This window comes from Kitasatospora sp. NPDC051164 (assembly GCF_044455625.1).
In the GTDB taxonomy this organism is placed as follows: domain Bacteria; phylum Actinomycetota; class Actinomycetes; order Streptomycetales; family Streptomycetaceae; genus Kitasatospora.
Window position 1 is genome coordinate 1 of the sequence record NZ_JBITFB010000008.1, and the last position, 21832, is coordinate 21832.

General features: G+C 70.2%; 17 protein-coding genes and 1 tRNA gene. 5 read left to right on the forward strand and 13 right to left on the reverse strand.

Translation table 11 applies throughout. The features are described 5' to 3' along the window. Window positions 1-123: 123 nt before the first annotated feature. The 4 genes from ACIBEC_RS13580 to ACIBEC_RS13595 all read right to left on the reverse strand — a co-directional run bounded on the left by ACIBEC_RS13580 (window position 124) and on the right by ACIBEC_RS13595 (window position 5630). Window positions 124-1956 carry a 5'-nucleotidase C-terminal domain-containing protein gene (locus ACIBEC_RS13580; RefSeq protein ID WP_360499078.1) on the reverse strand — a complete coding sequence of 611 codons (1833 nt, stop codon included), beginning with the start codon at window positions 1954-1956 and terminating at the stop codon, window positions 124-126. Window positions 1957-2285: 329 nt separating this feature from the next. Continuing rightward, window positions 2286-2900, reverse strand: a complete 615-nt coding sequence (locus ACIBEC_RS13585; RefSeq protein ID WP_360499080.1) for a hypothetical protein — start codon at window positions 2898-2900, stop codon at window positions 2286-2288. Beyond that, a complete protein-coding gene (locus ACIBEC_RS13590) occupies window positions 2887-4539 on the reverse strand; it encodes an extracellular solute-binding protein (RefSeq protein ID WP_360499082.1) in 1653 nt (550 codons plus the stop codon). The genes ACIBEC_RS13585 and ACIBEC_RS13590 overlap by 14 nt, the downstream gene beginning before the upstream one ends. Continuing rightward, complete coding sequence (locus ACIBEC_RS13595) at window positions 4536-5630, reverse strand: substrate-binding domain-containing protein (protein WP_360499084.1); 1095 nt, start codon at window positions 5628-5630, stop codon at window positions 4536-4538. Before ACIBEC_RS13595 ends, ACIBEC_RS13590 begins: the two co-directional genes overlap by 4 nt. Window positions 5631-5957: 327 nt before the next feature. On the opposite strand from ACIBEC_RS13595, the gene pyk reads away from it, so the two are divergent. Beyond that, the gene (pyk, locus tag ACIBEC_RS13600) at window positions 5958-7388 is read left to right on the forward strand and encodes a pyruvate kinase (RefSeq protein WP_360499086.1); all 1431 of its coding nucleotides are present in this window, start codon (window positions 5958-5960) and stop codon (window positions 7386-7388) included. 41 nt (window positions 7389-7429) lie between these two features. On the opposite strand, the gene ACIBEC_RS13605 is transcribed toward pyk, so the two are convergent. From ACIBEC_RS13605 to ACIBEC_RS13615, 3 genes are all read right to left on the reverse strand, one after another. Next, window positions 7430-8203: a transcriptional regulator gene (locus ACIBEC_RS13605; RefSeq protein WP_360499088.1), complete on the reverse strand. Its 774-nt coding sequence runs from the start codon at window positions 8201-8203 to the stop codon at window positions 7430-7432. 7 nt (window positions 8204-8210) lie between these two features. After that, a complete protein-coding gene (locus tag ACIBEC_RS13610) occupies window positions 8211-8996 on the reverse strand; it encodes a helix-turn-helix domain-containing protein (RefSeq protein ID WP_360499090.1) in 786 nt (261 codons plus the stop codon). Between the two features lie 119 nt (window positions 8997-9115). Beyond that, window positions 9116-9190: transfer RNA gene (locus ACIBEC_RS13615), tRNA-Leu, on the reverse strand. A 66-nt stretch (window positions 9191-9256) separates the two neighbouring features. On the opposite strand from ACIBEC_RS13615, the gene ACIBEC_RS13620 reads away from it, so the two are divergent. After that, window positions 9257-9943, forward strand: a complete 687-nt coding sequence (locus ACIBEC_RS13620; RefSeq protein ID WP_396287923.1) for an ANTAR domain-containing response regulator — start codon at window positions 9257-9259, stop codon at window positions 9941-9943. A gap of 69 nt (window positions 9944-10012) precedes the next feature. On the opposite strand, the gene ACIBEC_RS13625 is transcribed toward ACIBEC_RS13620, so the two are convergent. The 6 genes from ACIBEC_RS13625 to ACIBEC_RS13650 all read right to left on the reverse strand — a co-directional run bounded on the left by ACIBEC_RS13625 (window position 10013) and on the right by ACIBEC_RS13650 (window position 16916). Next, window positions 10013-10729, reverse strand: coding sequence for an ABC transporter ATP-binding protein (locus ACIBEC_RS13625; protein WP_360499094.1), 717 nt, complete (start codon window positions 10727-10729; stop codon window positions 10013-10015). Next, complete coding sequence (locus ACIBEC_RS13630; protein WP_360499386.1) at window positions 10726-11547, reverse strand: ABC transporter ATP-binding protein; 822 nt, start codon at window positions 11545-11547, stop codon at window positions 10726-10728. The genes ACIBEC_RS13625 and ACIBEC_RS13630 overlap by 4 nt, the downstream gene beginning before the upstream one ends. Window positions 11548-11555: 8 nt before the next feature. Beyond that, window positions 11556-13481, reverse strand: a complete 1926-nt coding sequence (locus ACIBEC_RS13635; protein ID WP_360499096.1) for a branched-chain amino acid ABC transporter permease — start codon at window positions 13479-13481, stop codon at window positions 11556-11558. A gap of 5 nt (window positions 13482-13486) precedes the next feature. Continuing rightward, complete coding sequence (locus ACIBEC_RS13640) at window positions 13487-14416, reverse strand: branched-chain amino acid ABC transporter permease (RefSeq protein WP_360499098.1); 930 nt, start codon at window positions 14414-14416, stop codon at window positions 13487-13489. A 198-nt stretch (window positions 14417-14614) separates the two neighbouring features. Beyond that, window positions 14615-15847, reverse strand: coding sequence for a branched-chain amino acid ABC transporter substrate-binding protein (locus ACIBEC_RS13645; protein WP_360499100.1), 1233 nt, complete (start codon window positions 15845-15847; stop codon window positions 14615-14617). Window positions 15848-16439: 592 nt separating this feature from the next. Then, complete coding sequence (locus ACIBEC_RS13650; RefSeq protein WP_360499102.1) at window positions 16440-16916, reverse strand: hotdog fold thioesterase; 477 nt, start codon at window positions 16914-16916, stop codon at window positions 16440-16442. A 290-nt stretch (window positions 16917-17206) separates the two neighbouring features. On the opposite strand from ACIBEC_RS13650, the gene polA reads away from it, so the two are divergent. From polA to ACIBEC_RS13665, 3 genes are all read left to right on the forward strand, one after another. After that, on the forward strand, window positions 17207-19891 hold the full coding sequence (polA, locus tag ACIBEC_RS13655) for a DNA polymerase I (protein WP_360499388.1): 2685 nt from the start codon (window positions 17207-17209) through the stop codon (window positions 19889-19891). Window positions 19892-19979: 88 nt separating this feature from the next. After that, window positions 19980-20657, forward strand: a complete 678-nt coding sequence (locus ACIBEC_RS13660; protein ID WP_360499104.1) for a hypothetical protein — start codon at window positions 19980-19982, stop codon at window positions 20655-20657. Window positions 20658-20903: 246 nt separating this feature from the next. Then, window positions 20904-21665: a GNAT family N-acetyltransferase gene (locus ACIBEC_RS13665; RefSeq protein ID WP_360499106.1), complete on the forward strand. Its 762-nt coding sequence runs from the start codon at window positions 20904-20906 to the stop codon at window positions 21663-21665. Window positions 21666-21832 lie beyond the last annotated feature (167 nt).

Below are 21832 nucleotides of genomic sequence, written 5' to 3' on the forward strand. Positions count from 1 at the left end.
TGGGGGGGGGTGCGCCCCCCCGGTGCCCCTTTGTGCCGGGGCGCTAATATTCCCCGCGCTGGGGTGGGGGGGGGGCGCGGGGGGGGGCCGGGCCCGCCCCCCGCCTCGTGGGGGGAGAGCCGGTCAGAAGACCGGCTGGCCGGCGCGGACCAGGCGCCAGGAGTTGGTGAAGAAGTCGGCGGGGTCGATGACGCCCTTGGCCTTCACCCAGGCGATCATGGTGTTGCGGATCTCGTCGGAGTTCGACCAGACCAGCTTGGCGCCGGCGACGTGCGGGAAGTTGCCGCCGCCGTTGGCGCGGTAGTTGTTGACGGCCAGGACGAACTGGGCGGCGGGGTCGATCGGCTTGCCCTGGAAGGACAGGTTGACGATCCGCTGGCCCTTCGGCTGGGCGATGTCGATGTCGTAGCTCAGGCCGTAGACCGAGTCGTAGTTGTAGTCCGGGGTGGTCTCGGCGCCGGTCAGGGCGTCCTTGTCGACCGGGGCGCCCGGGGCGAGCTGGTTGTAGTACTTCGCCGAGAACTCCAGGTAGTCCTTGAGCTGGGCACCCGTCAGGATGCGGGCCTCCATGGTGTTCTCGTAGATGTAGAGGCCCGCGGCGTCGCGCAGCTTGACCTGGCCGGACGGGATCAGGGCGGTCCGGTTGAACGGGGCGGCCTGGGCGAGCACCGGCAGGTTGGCGTACTGCCCGCCCGCCAATGCGGCCTTGACGGCGTCGGCCTGGACCTTGCCGATCAGGTCGATGATCGGGGTCGCCTTGAAGCGGGCGTCGGCGATCGACAGCTCGATCTTGCTGGTGCCGATGTTCTGGTTGACGTACGCGACGACCTTCTTGTGCTGCTCGGTGAGCGCGTTGGTGATCTCCGGGTTCTCCGGCACGGTGTTGGAGTTCAGCACCCGCGAGGAGACCGAGGTGACCTTCCAGGCGCCGTTGGCGAACTCGACCTCGAAGTCGAAGCAGCTCAGGCGCTGGCCCCAGCAGAGCGGCTCGGAGAGCACCACCGTCTTGCCGGTCTTCTTGTTGACGATCAGGCGCTGCGGGACCTCCTTGTGGGTGTGGCCCACCAGCACCGCGTCGATGTCCGCGACGGTCTCCGCCATCTCGCCCGAGGCGTCCTCGGGCCAGGGCAGCTGGTCGCCGTAGGTGGTCGGCTCGTCGATGCCGGAGTGCGCCGAGACCACGATGACGTCCGCGCCCGCCGCCTTCATCCGCGGCACGTACTTGGCGGCGGTCTCCACGATGCCCGGGAAGATCATCTGGCCGCTGACGTTGGCCTTGTCCCAGATCGCGATGCCCGGGTTGGTGAGGCCGAGGATGCCGACCTTCAGCGGCTTGCCCTCGCCGAGGTGCAGCTCCTTGATCACGTACGGCGGGAAGGCCGGCTTCTCGTTCTTCGCGTGCAGCGCGTTGGCGCCCAGCAGCGGGAACTCCAGCTGGTCCTCGAAGGCCTTCACGGTCGGGATGCCGTAGTTGAACTCGTGGTTGCCGAGCGCGGCGGCGTCGTACTCCATGAGGTTCATGGCGACGGCCATCGGGTGGTCCGGGACGGTGTCGCCGTCGGTGGCGATCGGCTCGACCCGGGCGTAGTAGTAGGTCAGCTGAGTGCCCTGGATGATGTCACCGGAGTCGATCAGCAGGCAGCGGTCCCAGCCCTTCTCCTCGCGCACCTGGTTGGCCAGGGTGGAGATCTTGGCGAGGCCGACCGCGTTGTGCGCCTTGTCGACGTACTCGGCGTCGGTGAAGTAGTCCCAGTTGAGCACCCGGCCGTGCAGGTCGGTGGTGCCCATGACGGTGAAGGCCTGCTTGCGGGGCTTGCGCGGGCCCTTGGCGGCCGCCGTGTCCGGCTCGGCGGCCGCGGCGGAGGGGGCGGCGGCCACGGCGGCACCGCTCGCCAGGGCGGCGCCGGCGGCGGTGGCGGCGGACCGGGTGACGAAGTCACGGCGGTTCAGGGGCATGGACGACTCTCCCGGGTGGGAACGACGGCAGATGGGCCGTCAACTGGCGTACGTGAGTGAGTGCGCGTCGACGCGTCGACATCGCGTCAATGCATCGACGCGCGTAGAGGGACGCGCGTAGAAGTGTGCCGTGCGGGCCGGGTCGCTGAATAGCCCCCGGACCTGTCCAAGAGGTGAGATCTTGGCGACTCGTTCGTGACGAAGATGGGCGGGGGCGGGGGTGGTAAAGGGAGCAGGCGGGTCCTGACCTGCGCTCCTGACCTGCGGCTCCGGCTCGGGGCTCTGGTATGGAGCCCTGGGCTCGGGGCCGGCTCGCGGCCGGCCCCGGGTCAGGACAGTTCGGCGGTCAGCAGGACCACCTCGCGGCCCAGTTCGGCCGCCGGGTCCGGGGCGTCCGGGCCCGCCCACGGCTGCCAGGTCCGCGCCCGCAGGTAGCCGGCCACCGCGAGCGGCAGCCGGTGCCGGACGATCCGCTCCGCCACCGGGCCGGGACCGGCCTCGCGCAGTGCCGTCAGCAGACCGTCCACCCCGGCGGTGGGCGGCAGCGGCACGGCGCCCAGGTAGGCGGCCAGCGCCTCCAGCTCGGGGTCGGGCAGGGGCGCCGGCTGAGGCACCGAGACCGACACCGGGACCGGCCGGGACACCGACCCCGACCCTGACTCCGACTCCGACTCCGACTCCGACTCCGACCCTGACTCCGACTCCGGGCCCGGGTTGGGGTCCGTCGTCGGCCGGCCGGGCGGGTCGGGCGGGTCGGGCTTGCGGCCGGGCGCCACCAGCGCGCCCACCCCGTACAGGGCGGCCGCCACCCCGGGCCACAGGCTCCCGCCGAGCTCGAACTGGTGCAGCCCCACCCCGACCGCGGCGCCCGCGAGGCCGGCCAGGTTCTTGGCCGAGTTCAGGTACCGCAGCGCCAGCCGGACGGGCCCGTCACTGGTAGCCACGGATCTCCTCGAACGCCCCGTCCAGCGAGCCCGAGCCGTCGAACAGCTTGCCGCCGCTGATGTCCGCGATCCCCTGCAGCTGGGTCACCGCGGCCTCACCGAACTTGATCGGGAACACCGGGATCGACTTCTCCCAGGCCGGCAGCCCGTCGTGGAATCGCTTGAAGTCGGCGTCCGACGCGCCGACGTTGCTCTCCCCGTCGGTCATCAGCACGATCGAGGTGAACCGGTCGTCGTTCGCCGCCGCCTGCTGGCGCTCGATCACCCGGTACGCCTCCTCCAGCGAGCCGTACACCGCCGTGCCGCCCGAGGCCGCCAGCGCCTGCACGTCCGAGTTGATCGCCGCCAGCTCCTCCTGCGGACCGGGCTGGCTGCCCGTGGGCGGCACGACGTGCGTCTTGGACCACTTCACCGAGGAGGCGAAGGACACCAGGGTGACCTCCTCACGGTTCCGGAAGCGCCGCACCCCGCGAGTGTCGTCCGCCCCGGTCAGCCGGCCCATCGCGTTCTTCAGCGCCGTGATCCGCGAGCCCTCCATCGAGCCCGAGGTGTCCAGCACGTACACCGTCCGGGACGGGCGGCGCAGGTCGTTCTGGTACGAGGCCAGCAGGCCGTCCGCCACCGCCCGGGTGCCCGGGAAGGGCAGCTCCCGGCGGCGGTCCGTCGGCAGCCCGGCGGCCGGGGCCACGCCCGCCGTCGCGGGGCGGCGCAGCGTCGTCTCGGAGATGCGTTTCTGCACCTCGTCCTTGAGCAGGTACGAGGTCAGCCGCTGGAAGGCGTCGCGCTGGTCCGGCGCGGCCGAGGACAGCAGCGACAGCGGGTAGTCCGCCGACACCACGCCGTCCACCGGGCGCACCACCGTCAGCTGCTGCTGCTGTGGCAGCGTCCTGTTCAGCGACAGCAGCACCGACTCGTAGTTCACCAGCGCGCCCACCAGGCCCGACTCGGCCCGGGTGTACGCCTGGGCCAGCCAGCCCGAGGACCCGGAGGTCAGCTTCTGGCCGGTGAAGAACTGCTTCAGCTGCGGCGTCGCCTTCTGCACGTCCGCCTCGGCCAGCGCCCCGTCCGCCTTGGAGAACGCCGAGGCGACCGCCACCAGGGTGGAGAAGCCGGAGTTGGAACGTGAGGGGTCGGCCATCCCGTAGGTCAGCTTGCCGGCCGCGGCCGCGTCACCGACCTGCGCCCAGGTGACCTTCGAGCCGTCGCCCCAACCCAGATCGCCGAGCACCGAGGAGCGCACCCCGATCGCCACCGGGGAGACCATCACGGGAGTCTCGGACAGCACCTTGGACTTCCCGGTCGGGTCCAGGCGCAGGTACTGGTTGGAGGGGAACCACACCGCGTCGTACTTGCCGTCGGCCCGGCCCGAGGACACCGCGTCCGCGCCGTCCAGGGTGCCCGTCCAGGAGAACTGCACGGTCACCCCGGTGGCCTTCCGGGCCTCCTCCAACACCGGTGCCAGGTCCTGTAGTTCACTGCCGGCCAGGATGCGCAGCACCCCCGGCCGGGCGGTCTCGGCGGGCGGGTCCGAGGGCCCCGGGCCGGGCTTGTCGCCGGAGGAGGTGCAGGCGGTCACCGCCGCCAGGACGGCCACCAGTGCGGCGGTGAGCCGGCTGTGGCGCTTCGTACGGAGGTTCACTTCGGGGTCCCACCCTTCGCCGCGGCGGTCAGCTTGAGGAGGTTGTCCAGTGAGGGCAGCGTGGCCTGCTTGAACCCGGAGTTCCTCAGATCGTGCGCGAAGGACGGCTTCTTGTCCTTCATCAGGTTCCAGAAGGCCTCCTGGTCGGCCTGCGGGCGCAGGCCGTACCGGGCTTCCAGGTTGCGCAGTACCGCGTCGTTCTCCAGCGCGTCGGCCAGCTTGCGGCCGCCGTCCGTCCGGGCCACCAGCGTGTGGTCCGACTGGATCGTCGTGTCCGGGTACATCACCACCATGTCCCCGGTGTCCTTGCCCCGCAGCGGCAGCGCTGCGGCCTGTGACTCGTAGGCGAAGACCAGCGTGCCCACGCCCGCGAAGAAGTCCCGGAACGGTTCGTCGCTGCTGATCTTCTGCATGCCCTGGACGCCGTTCGAGGCGGCCAGGACGTCCCGGACGGCGTTGATCCCCGCGTCGTCCTGCACCACCTGGTTGCCGTTCGCGATGTAGGAGAGCAGCGCCAGGTACATCGCGCCCGAGGACGAGGTCTCCGGATCCGTGGTGGACACGAACAGCGGGCCGGTCAACTCCGGGTGCTCGCCCGCGCCCTGGAGGTCCTTCCACTTCTGGCCGCTCTTCAGCGCAGCCACGTACTTGTCCATCCGGAACGTCCAGACGCCCTTGGCGTCCACGTCCGCCAGCTGGCTGTCCTTCAGGACCCGCGCCGCCGACTCGTGCGTCACGATCACCAGCGGAGAGTAGAAGGGCACCAGCGGCGAGTCCTTCAGCTCCCAGTTGCGCTGGATCTCCCGGGCCGGCGCGGCGCTCGCCGGGAAGGCGAAGTCCAGCCCGTTGGTGCTCTTCGCCTGCTCGCTCATCGTCCAGGAGCCGGTCGAATCCGCCCGGACCTCCAGGCCCTGCTTCTTCAACTCGGCCTTGACGGCCGGATCTTCGAAGAAGTCACGTTTCTCCGACCCGATCAGGCCGGTGACCGTGACCACCGCGGGTCCCCCCTTGCCGCCGTCGGGGATCAGCGCATAGGCCACCCAGCCCAGCAGGGCCAGGGTCGCCACCACCCCCAGAGCGCCGCGTTTCATGCCGAACCCCCCTCGGACGCGACTTCTGCCGCGTCGTCTACGTCGTCCGGGTGGTCACCCGAACCTCCGGGCCGTCACCCCGGGGTGACGAGCGTCCCGCCGGGCGGAGATCAGTAACGGAAGTGACGGTGAACCAGAGGTGAACACCCCTTCACGGAATCGCATCGACCGACCCGTTCGTGGGCGCGACCGGAGGCGCCGGGGTGACAGGCCTCGCACACCGGTCCGAGGATGTGTCAGATTGTTCAACTCGCCTTACCGCAAAGGTCATCCCGCAGTCCGGACCCGCCTCGTTGTTACGCGCCGGTAATGCCTAGTCTCAGCACTATGCGCCGAGCAAAAATCGTCTGCACTCTCGGGCCCGCCACCGACTCGTACGACCAGATCAAAACCCTGGTCGACGCCGGGATGGACATCGCCCGACTCAACCTCAGCCACGGCACGCACGCCGAGCACGAGGAACGCTACCGCCGCGTCCGCAAAGCCGTCGACGAAACCGGCCGAAGCGTCGGCGTCCTCGCCGACCTTCAAGGCCCGAAGATCCGGCTCGACACCTTCGCCCACGGTCCGGTACTTCTCGAACGCGGCGACGAGTTCACCATCTCCACCGACAAGGGCGTCGTCGGAGACAAGGACATCTGCGGCACCACCTACGCCGGACTCGCCGGCGACGTCAGCCGCGGCGAACGCATCCTGGTCGACGACGGCCGCGTCACCCTGGAGGTCGTCGCCGTCGACGGGCCCCGGGTGCGCTGCCTCGTCATCGAAGGCGGCCTCGTCTCCGACCACAAAGGCCTCAACCTCCCCGGCGTCGCTGTCTCCGTCCCCGCACTCAGCGACAAGGACGTCGCCGACCTGCGCTGGGCCCTGCGCACCGGCGCCGACCTCATCGCGCTCTCCTTCGTCCGCAGCGGGCGCGACGTCGAGGACGTCCATCGGATCATGGCGGAGGAAGGACGGTACGTCCCCGTCATCGCCAAGATCGAGAAACCGCAGGCCGTCGAGAACCTCGAATCCGTCGTCGACGCCTTCGACGGCGTCATGGTGGCCCGCGGAGACCTGGGCGTGGAGATGCCCCTCGAACAGGTCCCGCTCGTCCAGAAGCGCGCCATCAAGCTCGCCCGGCGCAACGCCAAGCCGGTCATCGTCGCCACCCAGATGCTCGACTCGATGATCAACGCCTCCCGGCCCACCCGCGCCGAGGCCTCCGACGTCGCCAACGCCGTCCTCGACGGCACGGACGCGGTGATGCTCTCCGGGGAAACCTCGGTGGGCAAGTACCCGGTCGAGACCGTCAAGACCATGGGCCGGATCATCGAAGCCGCCGAGAACGACATCCTCGCCGCCGGCCTGCCCCCGCTGACCACCGGCAGCAAGCCGCGCACCCAAGGCGGCGCCGTCGCCCGCGCCGCCGCCGAGATCGGCGACTTCCTGCACGCCAAGTACCTGATCGCCTTCACCCAATCCGGCGACACCGCCCGCCGACTGACCCGCTACCGCTCACCCATCCCGGTACTCGCCTTCACCTACGAACCGGCCGTCCGCAGCCAACTCGCCCTCACCTGGGGCGTGGAGACCTTCCTCGGCCCGTTCGCCCCGACGACCGACCAGATGGTCGAACAGGTCGACGCGGCCCTGCTGTCGCTGGGCCGCTGCCAGAAGGGCGACATCGTCGTCATCACGGCAGGGTCGCCCCCCGGCCTCGCCGGCTCCACCAACCTCGTCCGCGTCCACCACGTGGGCACGTTGGACGCCTGAGATTCCCTAGCGGCGCGGCCTCGTTCGGGGTCGCGCCGCTGTCAGTACTTGGGGCCGATGCGGGCATCCATCAGGGCGACGGAGTCCTTGCGGGCGACGGAGATGTTGGTGGCGCCGGTAGGACGGGCGGCGGCCCTCCACTGGACGCCGACGGCGTCGAGGGTGGCGGTGAAGAGGCCGATGATGTCGGTCGAGGTGTTGGTAAAGAAGTACCGCGGGTACTCGTAGCGCTTCGTGACGCCCCCGACCGTGCGGGTCGCCCAGTTGGTGATGCGGCAGCCGTCGGAGTGGATCAGGCCCCGCAGGAAATCCCATGGGTGGGCGTCGACGATCTCCTGCTGCCAGGGTTCCAGAGCTATGGTGCGCCCGTGTTTCTTGCCGGCGCCGTGCTGGGGGAAGAGGCAGGGCCAGTGCTTGCTGGTACTGACGACACTCGTGCAGCCGGGCGCGCGGACGCGCATCACCTTGTTGTGCGGCATCACGGCAGAGATGGCCCGCTCACACTCGTCGATGAGGCCGGGCCAGCCGTCGCAGCAGGCGATGCGCAGGGCGTAGACCTTACGGCGACCCTCGCTGATGCAGCCGTCGCCGAGATAGAGGCCGAGCAGGTAGGCGTAGTCGGCACGCGGACGCGACGGATCGAGTTGGTCATGGCGAACCGGGCACTCGGCGGTCATACGGGGGCTGGGAATGGCACCGGACGCCCACTCGCGGATCGTGAACCGGGAGATTCCGGTCGCGCGGCTGACTTGGCTGAAGGTCAGCCCGGACGCGTGGAGGTCGAGCGCTCGCTGCCGCGTGGCGAGGTCGTACATGTCGCCGTCAGTACTTGGGGCCGATGTGGGCGTCCATGAGGGCGACGGAGTCCTTGCGGGCGACGGAGATGTTGACCTGGCCGGTGGCGCGCGGGATCGAGGCCTTCCACTGGACGCCGACGGCGTCGAGGGTTGCGGTGAAGAGGCCGATGATGTCGGTCGAGGTGTTGGTGAAGAAGTACCGGGGGTACTCGTAGCGCTTCGTTACGCCCCCGACCGCGCGGGTCGCCCAGTTGGTGATGCGGCAGCCGTCGGAGTGGATCAGGCCCCGCAGGAACTCCCAGGGGTGGGCATCGACGATCTCCTGCTGCCAGGGTTCCAGAGCTATGGTGCGCTCGTGTTTCTTGCCGGGGCCGTGCTGGGGGAAGTAGCACGGCAGGTGCTTCGAGTACACCTTGACGTTGTGGCAGCCGGGACGCCGAACGCGGCAAGGGGTGAGGGCGGGGAAGACCTGCCTCATGGCTGCCTCGACGGCGTCCATGATTCCTGGCCACTTGTCGTCACAGGCTATGAACAGGCTGGCGGTTCGGTGCTGCTTCGGGTGGCTGATGTGGCCGTCGCTCAGGTAGAGCCCGAGCAGGTACGAGTACGCCGGTCGGTCCAGGTCGTCGTCGTCGCAGCGCATGCAGGTGGAGTGCTTACGGCCGGGGAGTTCGCCGCGTCTGGCGAGGTCCCGGTGCTTCCACCAGGAGACCGTGCCGGCGGGAACGTTGAGTCGGCGGGCAGTATCGGCGGTGCCTGCGCCGCTGCGCAGGAGGTGGGCAGCTTGTTCGCGCACGGAGATCTCGCACATGTGACCGAGCGTGTGCGAAGCGCTCGCAATTGTCCGGTGAATGCTCGAATCTTCACTCGAACCGGTGAAGGGTGCCAGCCGTTGCCCGGCTGGCGAGCTCCTTCGATTTGAAGGAAAAGTGCCCCGAGTGGGATTCGAACCCACACTGTATGGTGTTTGAGACCATTGCCTACTGCCAATTGGGCTATCGGGGCCTGCGAATCGAAGCCCGAAGGCCCGACCGAGTGACTCAAACATACCGTGTCTAGGTACCCTCGTGCATGCAGTACCCCGCCGGAACTAGGAGCCCCGTGAGCACCGCCGACGAGCAGGCACAGCCGCTTGAGACCGATACGCCCCAGATCACCCGGATTGTGATCGCCGAGGACGAGGCGCTGATCCGTCTCGACCTCAAGGAGATGCTCGAGGAGGAGGGGTACACCGTCGTCGGCGAAGCGGGGGACGGGGCGACGGCGGTGAAGCTCGTGGAGGAGCTGAAGCCGGATCTGGCGATCTTCGATGTGAAGATGCCGGTGCTGGACGGGTTGTCGGCGGCGGAGCAGATCCACGACAAGCACCTGGCGCCGGTGCTGATGCTGACGGCGTTCTCGCAGCGGGAGCTGGTGGACCGGGCGCGGGACGCGGGGGCGATGGCGTACATCGTCAAGCCGTTCTCGAAGGCGGACCTGGTGCCGGCGATCGAGATGGCGGTGTCGCGGTACACCGAGATGCGGGCCCTGGAGAAGGAGATCGGGGATCTCACCCAGCGGCTGGAGACCCGGAAGCTGGTGGACCGGGCGAAGGGCGTGCTGCAGACGAAGTTCGGGCTGAACGAGCCTGCTGCCTTCCGGTGGATCCAGAAGACGTCGATGGACCGGCGGATGACGATGGCGGCGGTGGCCGAGGCGGTCATCGAGGAGGGCGACGCCCAGGACCGCAAGAAGGCGGATGAGGGCACGTCCGAGTAGGACGAGCGACGGAGGGCCCGGCGGATGTTTCCGCCGGGCCCTCTCGCGTGGAAGGGGTCAGTCCTCGGGTCAGTCCTCGCCGAGGTAGGCCTTGCGGACGGATTCGTCGTGGAGGAGGTCGGCGCCGGTGCCGGAGAGGACGATGCGGCCGGTCTCCATGACGTAGCCCTGGTCGGACAGCGACAGTGCCGCCTGGGCGTTCTGCTCGACCAGGAGGATGGTCGTACCGGACGACTTGAGTTCGATGATGGTCGCCATGATCTTCTGCATCATCAGCGGGGAGAGGCCCATCGACGGCTCGTCCAGCATGAGCAGCTTGGGCTGGGACATCAGGGCCCGGCCCATCGCGAGCATCTGCTGTTCGCCGCCGGAGAGCGTTCCCGCGGCCTGCTTGCGGCGTTCGCCGAGGATGGGGAACAGCGAGTACGCGCGTTCGACGTCGGCGGCGATGCCGGCGGTGTCGGTGCGCAGGAAGGCGCCGAGGAGGAGGTTCTCCTCGATGGTCATGCGGGGGAAGATGTGCCGGCCTTCGGGGGAGTGCGCGAGGCCGAGGGCGACGATCTTGTGGGCGGGGACGGTGGAGAGGTCCTGGCCGTCGAAGGTGATGCGTCCGGCGGTGGGCTTGAGGAGGCCGGACAGGGTGCGCAGGGTGGTGGTCTTGCCGGCGCCGTTGGTGCCGATGAGGGTGGTGACCTCGCCCTGTTCGACGGTGAAGCTGATGCCCTTGACGGCTTCGATCTTGCCGTAGGCGACGCGGAGGTCCTCGACCTCGAGGAGTGCGGTCACTGGTCGGTCTCCGTAACGGTCTCCGGGCCTGCCGGGGTGCTGTCTTCGAGCGGGGCGCCGAGGTAGGCGGTGATGACGCGTTCGTCGTTCTGGACGGTTTCGCGGTCGCCTTCGACGATCTTCTGGCCCTGGACGAGCACAGCGGTGCGGTCGCAGAGGTTGAAGATGAAGCGCATGTCGTGCTCGATGACGAGGATGGAGATGCCCTTGTCGCGGATGGCGAAGACGAGTTCCTCGGCGGCGCGGGTCTCCTGGGGGTTCATGCCGGCGGTGGGTTCGTCGAGGAGGAGCAGGCCGGGTTCGGAGGCGAGGGCGCGGGCGATTTCGAGCTTGCGCTGCTCGCCGTAGGGGAGGTTGCGGGCGAGGTGGTCGGCCTTGGCGGCGAGGCCGGTGAACTCGAGGAGTTCCATGGCCTTGGCGCGGCTTTCGGCTTCGGCGCGGTGGTAGCCGGGGCCGCGGAGGATGGCGGAGAAGATGCCTTCCTTGGTGCGGGTGTGGCGGCCGACGAGGACGTTCTCGAGGACGGTCATGTTGGCGAAGAGCCGGATGTTCTGGAAGGTGCGGGCGATGCCGGCCTGGGTGACGAGGTGGGGCTTGGGCGGCAGCACGACGTCGCGGTAGCGGACGGCGCCTTCGGTGGGGACGTACAGGCCGGTGAGGCAGTTGAAGAAGGTGGTCTTGCCGGCGCCGTTGGGGCCGATGAGGCCGATGATCTCGCCCTCGCCGACGGTGAGGGAGACGTTGTTGACGGCGGTGAGGCCGCCGAAGCGCATGGTGACGCCGGTGACTTCGAGCAGGGGTGCGGCGGTGGTGCTCATCGGGTGGGTCACGCCCCTGCCTTGGTGAGTGCGGTCGGCTCGCCGGTGGGCTGGGCCGGGATGGCGGCCTCGTGGAACTCCAGCTGCTGGCGGCGGTTGGGGATGAGGCCCTCGGGGCGGACGCGCATCAGGATGATGAGGGCGGCGCCGAACGCGAGGAGCTGGTAGTCGGCGAGGAACTCGAGCTTCTTCGGGATGAGGAAGAGGAGGGTGGCGCCGGCGAGGGGGCCGCTGATGGTGCCCATGCCGCCGAGGATGACCGCGGCGAGCAGGAAGGCCGAGTTGGGCGGGAGGGCTTCGGCGAAGGTGTACTGGTCGGGGGTGACGGTGTAGCTGACGTGGGCTTGGACGGTGCCGGCGAGGCCGGCGAGGCAGGCGCCGAGGGCGAAGGCGAGGAGCTTGAGGCGGAAGCCGTTGATGCCCATGGCTTCGGCGGCGGTCTCGTCCTCGCGGATGGCGACCCAGGCGCGGCCGATGCGGGAGTTGCCGACGCGGGCGAAGATCAGCACGACGAGGGCGGTGACGAGGAGCATCAGCAGGTAGTAGTTGGAGAAGCGGCCGAGTTCGATGCCGGCGACGGTGTGGGACTTGCCGAGGTCGAAGCCGAGGATCTCCAGGTCGGGGATCCGCGGGATGCCGTTGGAGCCGTTGGTGATCTTGGGGCCGGTGGTGCCGTTGAGGTTGAGCATGGTGATGCGGAAGATCTCGCCGAAGCCGAGGGTGACGATGGCGAGGTAGTCGCCGCGCAGCCGCAGGGTGGGGGCGCCGATGAGGACGCCGAAGACCATGGAGACGGCGGCGCCGGTGAGCATCGCGGCCCAGAACGGGAACTGGACGTGGATGGGCGAGGCGGGGGAGCCGGAGACCAGGGCGGCGGCGTAGGCGCCGACGCCGAGGAAGGCGACGTACCCGAGGTCGAGCAGGCCGGCCAGGCCGACGACGATGTTGAGGCCGAGGGCGACGGTGGCGAAGATCAGGATGTTGGTGGCGACCGAGGTGTACTGGTCGCTGCTCTGGGTGAAGGGGAAGCTGGCGGCGGCGGCGAAGGCGGCGCCGGTGGTGACGGGGCGGTGCTTGACGGTCAGGGCGCGCAGTCGGGCGATCAGGCCGGACTTGGTGAGGGCGGCGACGGCGAGTGCTGTGAACAGCAGGAAGCCGGTGAAGAGTTCGCCGTATTCGGTGTCGATGCCGAAGGTGATCGCGAAGAGGCCGAGCCCGAAGGCGCCGACGATGATCAGGACCTCGACCCAGGACGGCAGTAGGCGCGGCGCGGGCAGCGGGCGTTCGATCTTGCCGAGGCGCAGCCGGCTGTTGGCGAGGTGGCCGAGCTGGAGGAGGAGCACGGCGCCGGTGGCGATGGCCACGCCGCCGGCGAGGGCGGTGAGGACGGGGGCGACGGGCTTGTCGCCGGGGATGGCGTGGGCGCCGAACCAGACGAGGGGGGCGGCGGGGACGAGCAGGAAGAGGCGCTTGTCGACGATCCGCAGGGGGACGTGGGTGCGGCGGTCGAGGGGGAGGCCGAGGGCGCCGAGGACGGTGATCAGGCCGCCGGCGGCGAGGACCCAGCCGCCGGGTTCGAGGTTGACGAGGCCGTCGAGTTCGACGGCGATCGAGGTGACGGAGTAGGCGCTGACGGCGAGGGCGCCGGTGGCGGCGTACAGGACGGCGTTGTTGCTGCGGGTGGGGGCGGCCCAGCGCAGGCCGGGGACGCCTTGGGTGGCGAGCAGCAGGACGAGGGTGAGGATGCCGGCGGTGAGGGCGAGCCATTGGAGGCCGGCGGGGGAGCCGTAGTAGGTGAGGTCGCCGGGGAAGTCGGAGGTCCAGGTCCAGGACATGGCGGCGGAGGCGGCGGTGGCGAGGGCGCCGAGGCCGGTGAGGGCGGCGGCGGCGCGGGCCGGCAGGGGGATGACCGGGGTGGTTTCGGTGGTGGTCATGGTGGTCACGCCCTGTCCGCGACGCGCTCGCCGAGCAGGCCTTGGGGCCGGACGAGGAGCACGAGGATGAGGAGTACGAAGGCCCAGACGTCCTTCCAGGCGCCGCCTCCGAAGAGGTGCATGCCGGGCAGGTGCTGGATGTAGCCGGTGGCGAGGGCTTCGGCGAGGCCGAGGGCGAGGCCGCCCAGCATGGCGCCGTAGATGTTGCCGATGCCGCCGAGGACGGCGGCGGTGAAGGCCTTGAGGCCGAGGATGAAGCCCATCCGGAAGTCGATCTGTCCGCTGCGCAGGCCGTAGGCGATGGCGGCGACGGCGGCGAACGCGGCGCCGATGGCGAAGGCCATGACGATGATGCGGTCGGTGTCGATGCCCATCAGCTTGGCGGTGTCGGGGTCCTGGCTGGTGGCCTGCATGGCGCGGCCGGAGCGGGTGCGGGTGACGAACCAGCCGAGGGCGAGCATGCACAGCGGGGCGGCGATGATCAGGAAGAGGTCGCTGCGCTGGATGGTGACGGAGCCGAGGCTGAAGGGGTCGCCGGGGAGCTTGGGGAAGACACGGGCCTTCTTGGCGTCGGGGTAGAAGGAGAAGACGAGTTGCTGCAGGAAGATGGACAGCCCGATCGCGGTGATCAGCGGGGCGAGGCGGGGCGCGTTGCGCAGGGGGCGGTAGGCGAACCGCTCGGCGGCGACGGCGGTGAGCGTGGAGACCAGGACGCCGGCGATCAGCATCAGCGGTAGGGCCAGCCAGAGGGTGGTGCCGCCGGGGAGGGCGAGGTAGGCGGTCAGGGCGCCGAAGCCGCCGACCATGACGATCTCGCCGTGGGCGAAGTTGATGAGCTGGACGATGCCGTAGACCATCGTGTAGCCGATCGCGACGAGTCCGTAGAGGGCGCCGAGGATCAGGCCGTTGGCCAGCTGCTGCGGTAGGTCGTGCACCGCTGGGCCTCCGTAGTGCGTTCGGGGGTGTCCGCGTGGGTGGTGGATGTGGGGGCGCGCGGGGGCACTCGTGGCGCCCCCGCGCGCTGTGGTGGAGAGGGTGGTGCGGGTGGCTCAGCCGTTGGAGGCGGGTGCCTCAGCCGTCGAAGGCGGGTGGCTCAGCCGTGAAGGCGGTGCCTCAGCCGTGAAGGCGGTGGCTCAGCCGTTGAAGGTGCCGGTCTTCTCCACGTCCCACTTGCCGTCCTTGACGGTGTAGACGGTGAGCTGCTTGTTGGTGGTGTCACCGAACTCGTCGAAGGAGACCTTGCCGGTCACGCCGTCGAAGGAGACCTTCTGGACGGCGTCGACGATGGCGGCGCGGGCGTTGGAGGGGAGCTTGCCGTTGTTGGCGGAGACGACGGACTTGACGGCCTGGATGATGGCCCAGCTGCTGTCGTAGGAGTAGCCGCCGTAGGTCTCGTAGGCGTCCTTGTAACCGGCGGCCTTGTAGTCGGCGATGAACTTGGCGGCGGTCGGGAGCTGCTCGACGGCGCCGCCGACGGCGGTGGCGAAGTCGCCGGCGCTCTTGGGGTTGAGCTTGATGAAGTCGGCGCTCTGCATGCCGTCGCCGCCCATCAGCGGGATGTTGACGCCGGCTTCCTTGAGCTGGAGGGAGAGCGGGCCGGCGGCGGGGTACTCGCCGCCGTAGTAGACGGCTTCGGCGCCGGAGCTCTTGACCTTGGTGACGATGGCCGCGAAGTCGCGGTCGTCGGGGTTGACGTGCTCCTCGCCGACGATGGTGCCGCCCTGCTTGGTGAACTCGGCCTTGAAGGTGGCGGCGAGGCCGGCGCCGTAGGTCTTCTGGTCGTCGATGAGGAAGACCTTGGACTTCTTGGCGTCCTTGGCGAGGAACTGGGCGGCGAAGGGGCCCTGGACGGCGTCGGTGGTGGCCGTGCGGAAGTAGGTCTTGAAGGGGCGGGTCTTCTCGCCGCTGGCCCACTTCTCGCCCTGGCTGAGGGCGACGCCGGTGTTGGCGGGGGAGATCTCGACGAGGTTGGCGTCGGCGAAGATCTGCTGCATCGACTGGGCGACGCTGGAGTTGAGCGGGCCGACGACGCCGAGGACGGTGTTGTCGCCGACGAGCTGGGTGGCGTTCTGCTGGCCGGGGCCGGGCTTGGCGGTGTCGTCCAGGGCCTTGATCTGGAACTTGACGCCGGGGACCTCGTTGGTCTCGTTGGCCTTCTTGGCCGCGAGTTCGACGGAGTTGCGGATGCCGAGGCCGATGGCGGAGAGGTCGCCGGTGAGCGGGGCGTCGATGCCGATGGTGACGGTGGTGCCGCCGCCGCTGCCGCCCCCGTCGCCGGACTTCTTGTCACCGCGAGAGCCGCAGGCGCTGAGGCTGAGAGCGGCAATCACGGCAATGCTCACGACAACTGCTGAACGATGACGCACGAGGGTCCCCTTCGGTTCAGGAGGCGCCCGCGCCTGAGTGGCGGGAGCCGGAGTGCGCGGCGGGCTGGGCCCATCGGGTGGCGCGGTGACTGGCCGTGACTCTAGATGTCGTTGGGCGGCTCGGGCAGTGGTGCGAGCAGGCTGTGATTCTCTTGTTATGAGCACACGGAGGAGTTGTCTCAACATGTGGTCGTTTCGGCTCGATCGATCCTTGCGTCGTCGGACGTTTACCCGCTGGTAGGGCGATGTAAGGGCCAGAAATGCAGGTTGCAGCTGGCATCATCGATAATCGGACAGCTGCGTCCGATTCCCGGGTTTCGACCGTGCGCGTCCGGATTTCGGACCAGGAGGGCGCGGTGAAGCGGCTCCGGGGCGACTGGAGGCCCTCGGAGCCGGCATGTGCTCGGATTTCCTGCCTGTTACGCAGTGTTACAAGCGCGGGAGTTCGTCGGCCGCGCCCGGGCATGCGAACGCCCCCTTGTCCAGACCAACGCCTGCCCAGTGGGGCGGAAGGTCAAACAAGGGGGCGGGAAAGGGATTTGATGTCCTATCCGCTGAACTCGCGGCAGCTGTCGGCCCGTTAGTCGGGTCGTCAGAGGTCGCGCAGCATGCAGGTCAGCCGGCAGCTGGTGACCCGCTTGCCGGTGTCGTCGGTGATCGCGATCTCGTAGGTGGCGGCGGTACGGCCCTTGAACACGGCCGTCGCCACCCCGGTGACCAGGCCGGAGGTCGCCGAGCGGTGGTGGGTGGCGTTGAGGTCCACGCCGACCGCGTACCGGCCGGGGCCGGCGTGCAGCATCGCCCCGATCGAGCCCAGCGTCTCGGCCAGCGCCGCCGACGCGCCGCCGTGCAGCAGCCCGTACGGCTGCTGGTTGCCCTCCACCGGCATCGTGCCGACCACGCGGTCGCCGGAGGCCTCGACGATGCGGATGCCGAGCTTCTCGCCGAGGTGGCCGCCGGAGAAGGTCTCCGGGCTGACGCCGAGCTTGGCGAAGTGGTCCAGCACGTCCTGCGGGACGTTCAGGACGGGGGTGGTGGAGGGGGCGGTGTCGGGGGCCGCATCGGTCATCGGGGAACTCCTGCCGCTGGGGGATCACGGGTGCTGCTGCCTGTGATCGTACGACCGTCCTACTCGGTGGTAGAGCGCGCGGGCGGAGGCTGGCGTGGCGGCCCTGGGGCGTCGCGCCCGGCCCGCCGGGCGGGGCCCGACCCCACCGGTGCCGTGCCCCTTTTGTCGGTGCCGGGCCATAGGATCGGTGGCCGGTAGTGGAATCGGCAGGAACGGACGTTGACGTGGCTACGCAGAGTACGGACAAGGGCGCTACGGGTGGCGGCGGGGCCGGCCCGCGGCCCCGGCTGATGCTCCTCGACGGGCACTCGATGGCCTACCGGGCCTTCTACGCCCTGCCCGTGGAGAACTTCAACACCTCCACCGGGCAGCCCACCAACGCGGTCTACGGCTTCGCGTCGATGCTCGCCAACACCGTCCGTGACGAGCAGCCCACCCACCTCGCCGTCGCCTTCGACCTCTCCCGGCAGACGTTCCGCTCCGTCGAGTTCCCCGACTACAAGGCCAACCGCGCCAAGACCCCGGACGAGTTCCGCAGCCAGGTCGGCCTGATCGGCGAACTGCTCGACGCCATGAACGTCCCCCGGCTGACCGCCGAGGGCTTCGAGGCCGACGACATCATCGCCACCCTCGCCACCGCCGCCGAGGCGGCCGGCTACGACGTCGACATCGTCACCGGCGACCGCGACTCGCTCCAGCTGGTCACCGACCACGTCACCGTCCTCTACCCGACCAAGGGCGTCTCCGAGCTCACCCGCTTCACCCCGGAGAAGGTCACCGAGAAGTACGGCGTCACCCCGCGCCAGTACCCGGACCTCGCCGCGCTGCGCGGAGATCCGTCCGACAACCTGCCCGGCATCCCCGGCGTCGGCGAGAAGACCGCCGCCAAGTGGGTCAACCAGTTCGGCTCCTTCGACGAACTGGTCGCCCGCGCCGACGAGGTGAAGGGCAAGATCGGCGAGAAGCTGCGCGACCACCTCGACTCGGTCAAGCGCAACCGCGTCCTCACCGAGCTGGTCCGCGACGTCGAACTCCCGCTCGGCGTCGCCGACCTGGCCCGCGCGCCGTTCGACAAGGCCGCCGTCGCCACCCTGATGGAGTCGCTGGAGTTCCGCAACGCCAACTTCCGCGACCGCGTCCACGGCATCGACCCGGCCACCGGCGAGGAGGAGGCCGTCGAACTCGCCCCCGGCGTCGAGGTCGACGGCGAACTGCTCACCGACCCGGGCACCCTGGCCGCCTGGCTGCGCGAACACGCCTGTGACGGCAAGACCACGGTCGCGCTCGCCGCCGTCTACCAGTGGGCGCTCGGCACCGGCGAGGTCACCGAAGTCGCCCTCGCCGCCGGGGAGTCCGCCGCCTGGTTCGACCCGGCGCTGCTCGCGGAGGAGGACGAGCAGGCCCTCGCCGGGTGGCTCGCCGACCCCGCCGCCCCCAAGGCCCTGCACATCGCCAAGCAGGTCATGCGCGCCTTCGCCGAGCGCGGCTGGGCCGTCGAGGGCGTCGTCGCCGACACCGCGCTCGCCGCCTACCTGGAGAAGCCCGGCCGCCGCACCTTCACCCTGGAGGTGCTCGCCGAGGAGTACCTGGCCCGCTCGCTTACCCCGGCCCCCGCCACCGAGAGCGGCCAACTCGCCTTCGACGCACCGGAGGAGGACGAGACCGCCGCCGCCCAGTCGCTGATGCTCCAGGCCCGCGCCGTGCTCGACCTCGCCGCGCTCTTCGACACCCGCCTCGCCGAGGTCGGCGCCACCGGCCTGATGCGCGACATGGAGCTGCCCATCGCCGCCCTGCTCGCCCGCATGGAGCGCTATGGCATCGCCGCCGACAGCGCGTGGCTCACCACCCTGGAGACGCGGTTCGCCGCCGAGATCCAGCGCTGCGTCGAGGAGGCGCACGCCGCCGCCGGGCGCGAGTTCAACCTCGGCTCGCCCAAGCAGCTCCAGGAGATCCTCTTCGGCGAGCTCGCGCTCCCCAAGACCAAGAAGATCAAGACCGGCTACACCACCGACGCCGACGCGCTCACCTGGCTGGCCACCCAGACCGACAACGAGCTGCCGGTCATCCTGCTGCGCCACCGCGACCAGGCCAAGCTGCGCACCACCGTCGAGGGCCTGCTCAAGACCGTCTCGCCCAAGGGCCGGATCCACACCACCTTCAACCAGATGGTCGCCGCCACCGGCCGGCTCTCCTCGCAGGACCCGAACCTGCAGAACATCCCGGTCCGCACCGAGGAGGGCCGCGCCATCCGCCGCGCCTTCGTCGTCGGCGAGGGCTACGAGTCGCTGCTCACCGCCGACTACTCGCAGATCGAACTGCGGATCATGGCGCACCTGTCCGAGGACGAGGCGCTGATCGAGGCCTTCGCCACCGGCGAGGACCTGCACACCACCGTCGCCTCCCAGGTCTTCGAGGTCCCGGGCGACGCGGTCGACGCCGAGATGCGCCGCAAGATCAAGGCGATGTCCTACGGCCTGGCGTACGGGCTGTCCGCGTACGGGCTCTCCCAGCAGCTCGGCATCAAGCCCGCCGAGGCGCAGGGCCTGATGGACACCTACTTCGAGCGCTTCGGCGGCGTGCGCGACTACCTGCGCCGGGTCGTCGACGAGGCCCGCGCCACCGGCTACACCGAGACCCTGCTCGGCCGTCGCCGCTACCTGCCGGACCTCAACAGCGACAACCGCCAGCGCCGCGAGATGGCCGAGCGGATGGCCCTCAACGCCCCCATCCAGGGCTCGGCCGCCGACATCGTCAAGATCGCCATGCTCCGGGTGGACGAGGCGCTGCGCGCGGCCGGGCTCACCTCGCGGATGCTGCTCCAGGTGCACGACGAAATCGTCCTGGAGCTGGTCCCGGGCGAGCGTGAGCGGGTGGAGGCCGTCGTCCGCGAGCAGATGGCGGGCGCCTACCCGCTGCGCGCCCCGCTGGACGTCTCGGTCGGTGTCGGCGCGAACTGGGAGGCCGCCGCGCACTGACGCACGATCAGAATCCCTCGGGCGCGCGCCGGTTGCGGGCCGCGCCCGAGGGCTTCCCCGCGCCGGTGCGCACCCGTACGCTGACGGAATGCCCCCGGACAGCGTCCTGCGTACCGGCCCCGCATCGACCGATCTCGTCCTGCGCGAGGGCGGTGGGACGCGGCGCAGCGCGCTGGTGTACTGCCTGGCCTCCGTCGGGGAGGCGCTGAGGGCGCCCCTGGTGCTCTTCGCGCCGACCCTGCTGGTGGCGTTCGGTCTGTGGCTCTTCGGCGCGGCCGGGAGCACCGTCGCCGCCGTGGTCGGGGTGATCGCCGGTGCCGAGTACCTGCTGGCCATTCCGGTGATGGCCCGGATGGAAGTGGTCGCCGTCCACCGGGTCGAGTTCGCCCCGACCGAGGCCGCGGACCGGTTCCGGCTGGTCCGGGGCGGACGCCCCGGCGGCTGGCGGCCACCGGCCGAACTGCGCGCGATCTGGCTGGTGCGGTCCATCGTGGAGCCCTACCCGGGTGATCGCGCGCCCGCCGGCGAGGTCCTCACCGTCCGCCTGGAATGCGTCGACGAGAAACTGACGTGGCGACCGCCGGCCGGCACCGACCCGGAGCAACTGCACGAGGCCCTGGCCGCGCTGCTCGGCCCCGCCGGGGTGCAGGTGGAACTGGTCACCAAGCGCAGCGTCCGGTTGAAGCCCTCGCCGACGTCCTCCTCACCGTGGATCTCCGGAGGATCGGGTTCGGCGAACTCGGGCGGCTTCTCGGGCGGCGGCTGAAGGTGCGCCTGCGGGGCGGCGACCGCCCCCGGGGGGTGGCGGAGTTCTCTGCCGGCGCCGACCGGGAGGCCGCCGCGCACGGGCCCGCCGCTGCGGATCCGACCGCCCGCCGTGGGGGCGGTCGGTCCGGTGTGGGCGGGTATCAGGATGTTCGTGCCCGCCGGGTGGTCCGATGGGGACGTGGCCCGGCCGGCTCGCAGGGAGTCGGCCCGTACGGTGGGTCAATCTCGTACTACCGTAGGCACAATGACAACGGGATCCCCTTCGACCGACCAGTCCATATCCTTGGCCGAGGCGCCGACGAGCCAGGCCCGCAACTCCGCCGCCTTCTGGGCCGCGACCGGCCGTAGCCGGGGGCACGAGGTGATCCGGCGCCGCGGATTCGTCGCGGTCGACGGCGACGATCGGGCGGGCCTGCGGATCCTCATCCAGGAGCCCGACCTCGACCCCGGCGAACTGGCCGAGGTGAGCGAGCTGGTCCGCGGGGCCAAGGGGACGGCCTACGTCGAGGACCCGTTCAGCGCGGCCGACCTGAACCACCTGGGCCTGCGCAACTGGCAGATGCCGATCATGCTGCGCCTGCCCGGGCCCGTCGGCGAACCGGCGCTGGACGTGATCCGGGTGCAGCAGGCGGAGGACCTCCGGACGGCCGAGCAGGTCGTGATCGAGGGCTTCGACCTGGACGGCTTCCAGCCCCACCGCGCCGGCGAACTCTTCCCGATGGCGCTGATCGAACAGCCGGGCGTGGACGTGTTCGTCGCCTCCATCGACGGCGTGGCCGCGGGAGCCTGCGTCAGCGTCGTGGCCGACGGCATCGGCAGCCACTACTGGGTCGCTACGTCGTCGGCGTTCCGGTCGCGCGGCGTGGGCCGGGCCGTCATGCTCGGGGCCCTCGCCCACCTGGCGGACCTGCCGGCCACGCTCACCGCCTCGAAGCTCGGCAGGCCGCTGTACGAGTCGCTGGGCTACACGGTCGCGACGCCGTCGACCTGGTGGGCCTCCTCCTGAGCGGCAGCGCCGCAGCGACACCCGCCGGCCCGCACCATCGTGATGCGCCGGCCGGCGCCCGCGCCGCGGGGGGAGTCGGCGGGGCCCACATACCACGGCCCCCGGGGGTCCCGCGCGGGGGGGGGCAAGCTCACCCCCCACCTCAGACCCCGAGGTCCCCGCCCGGG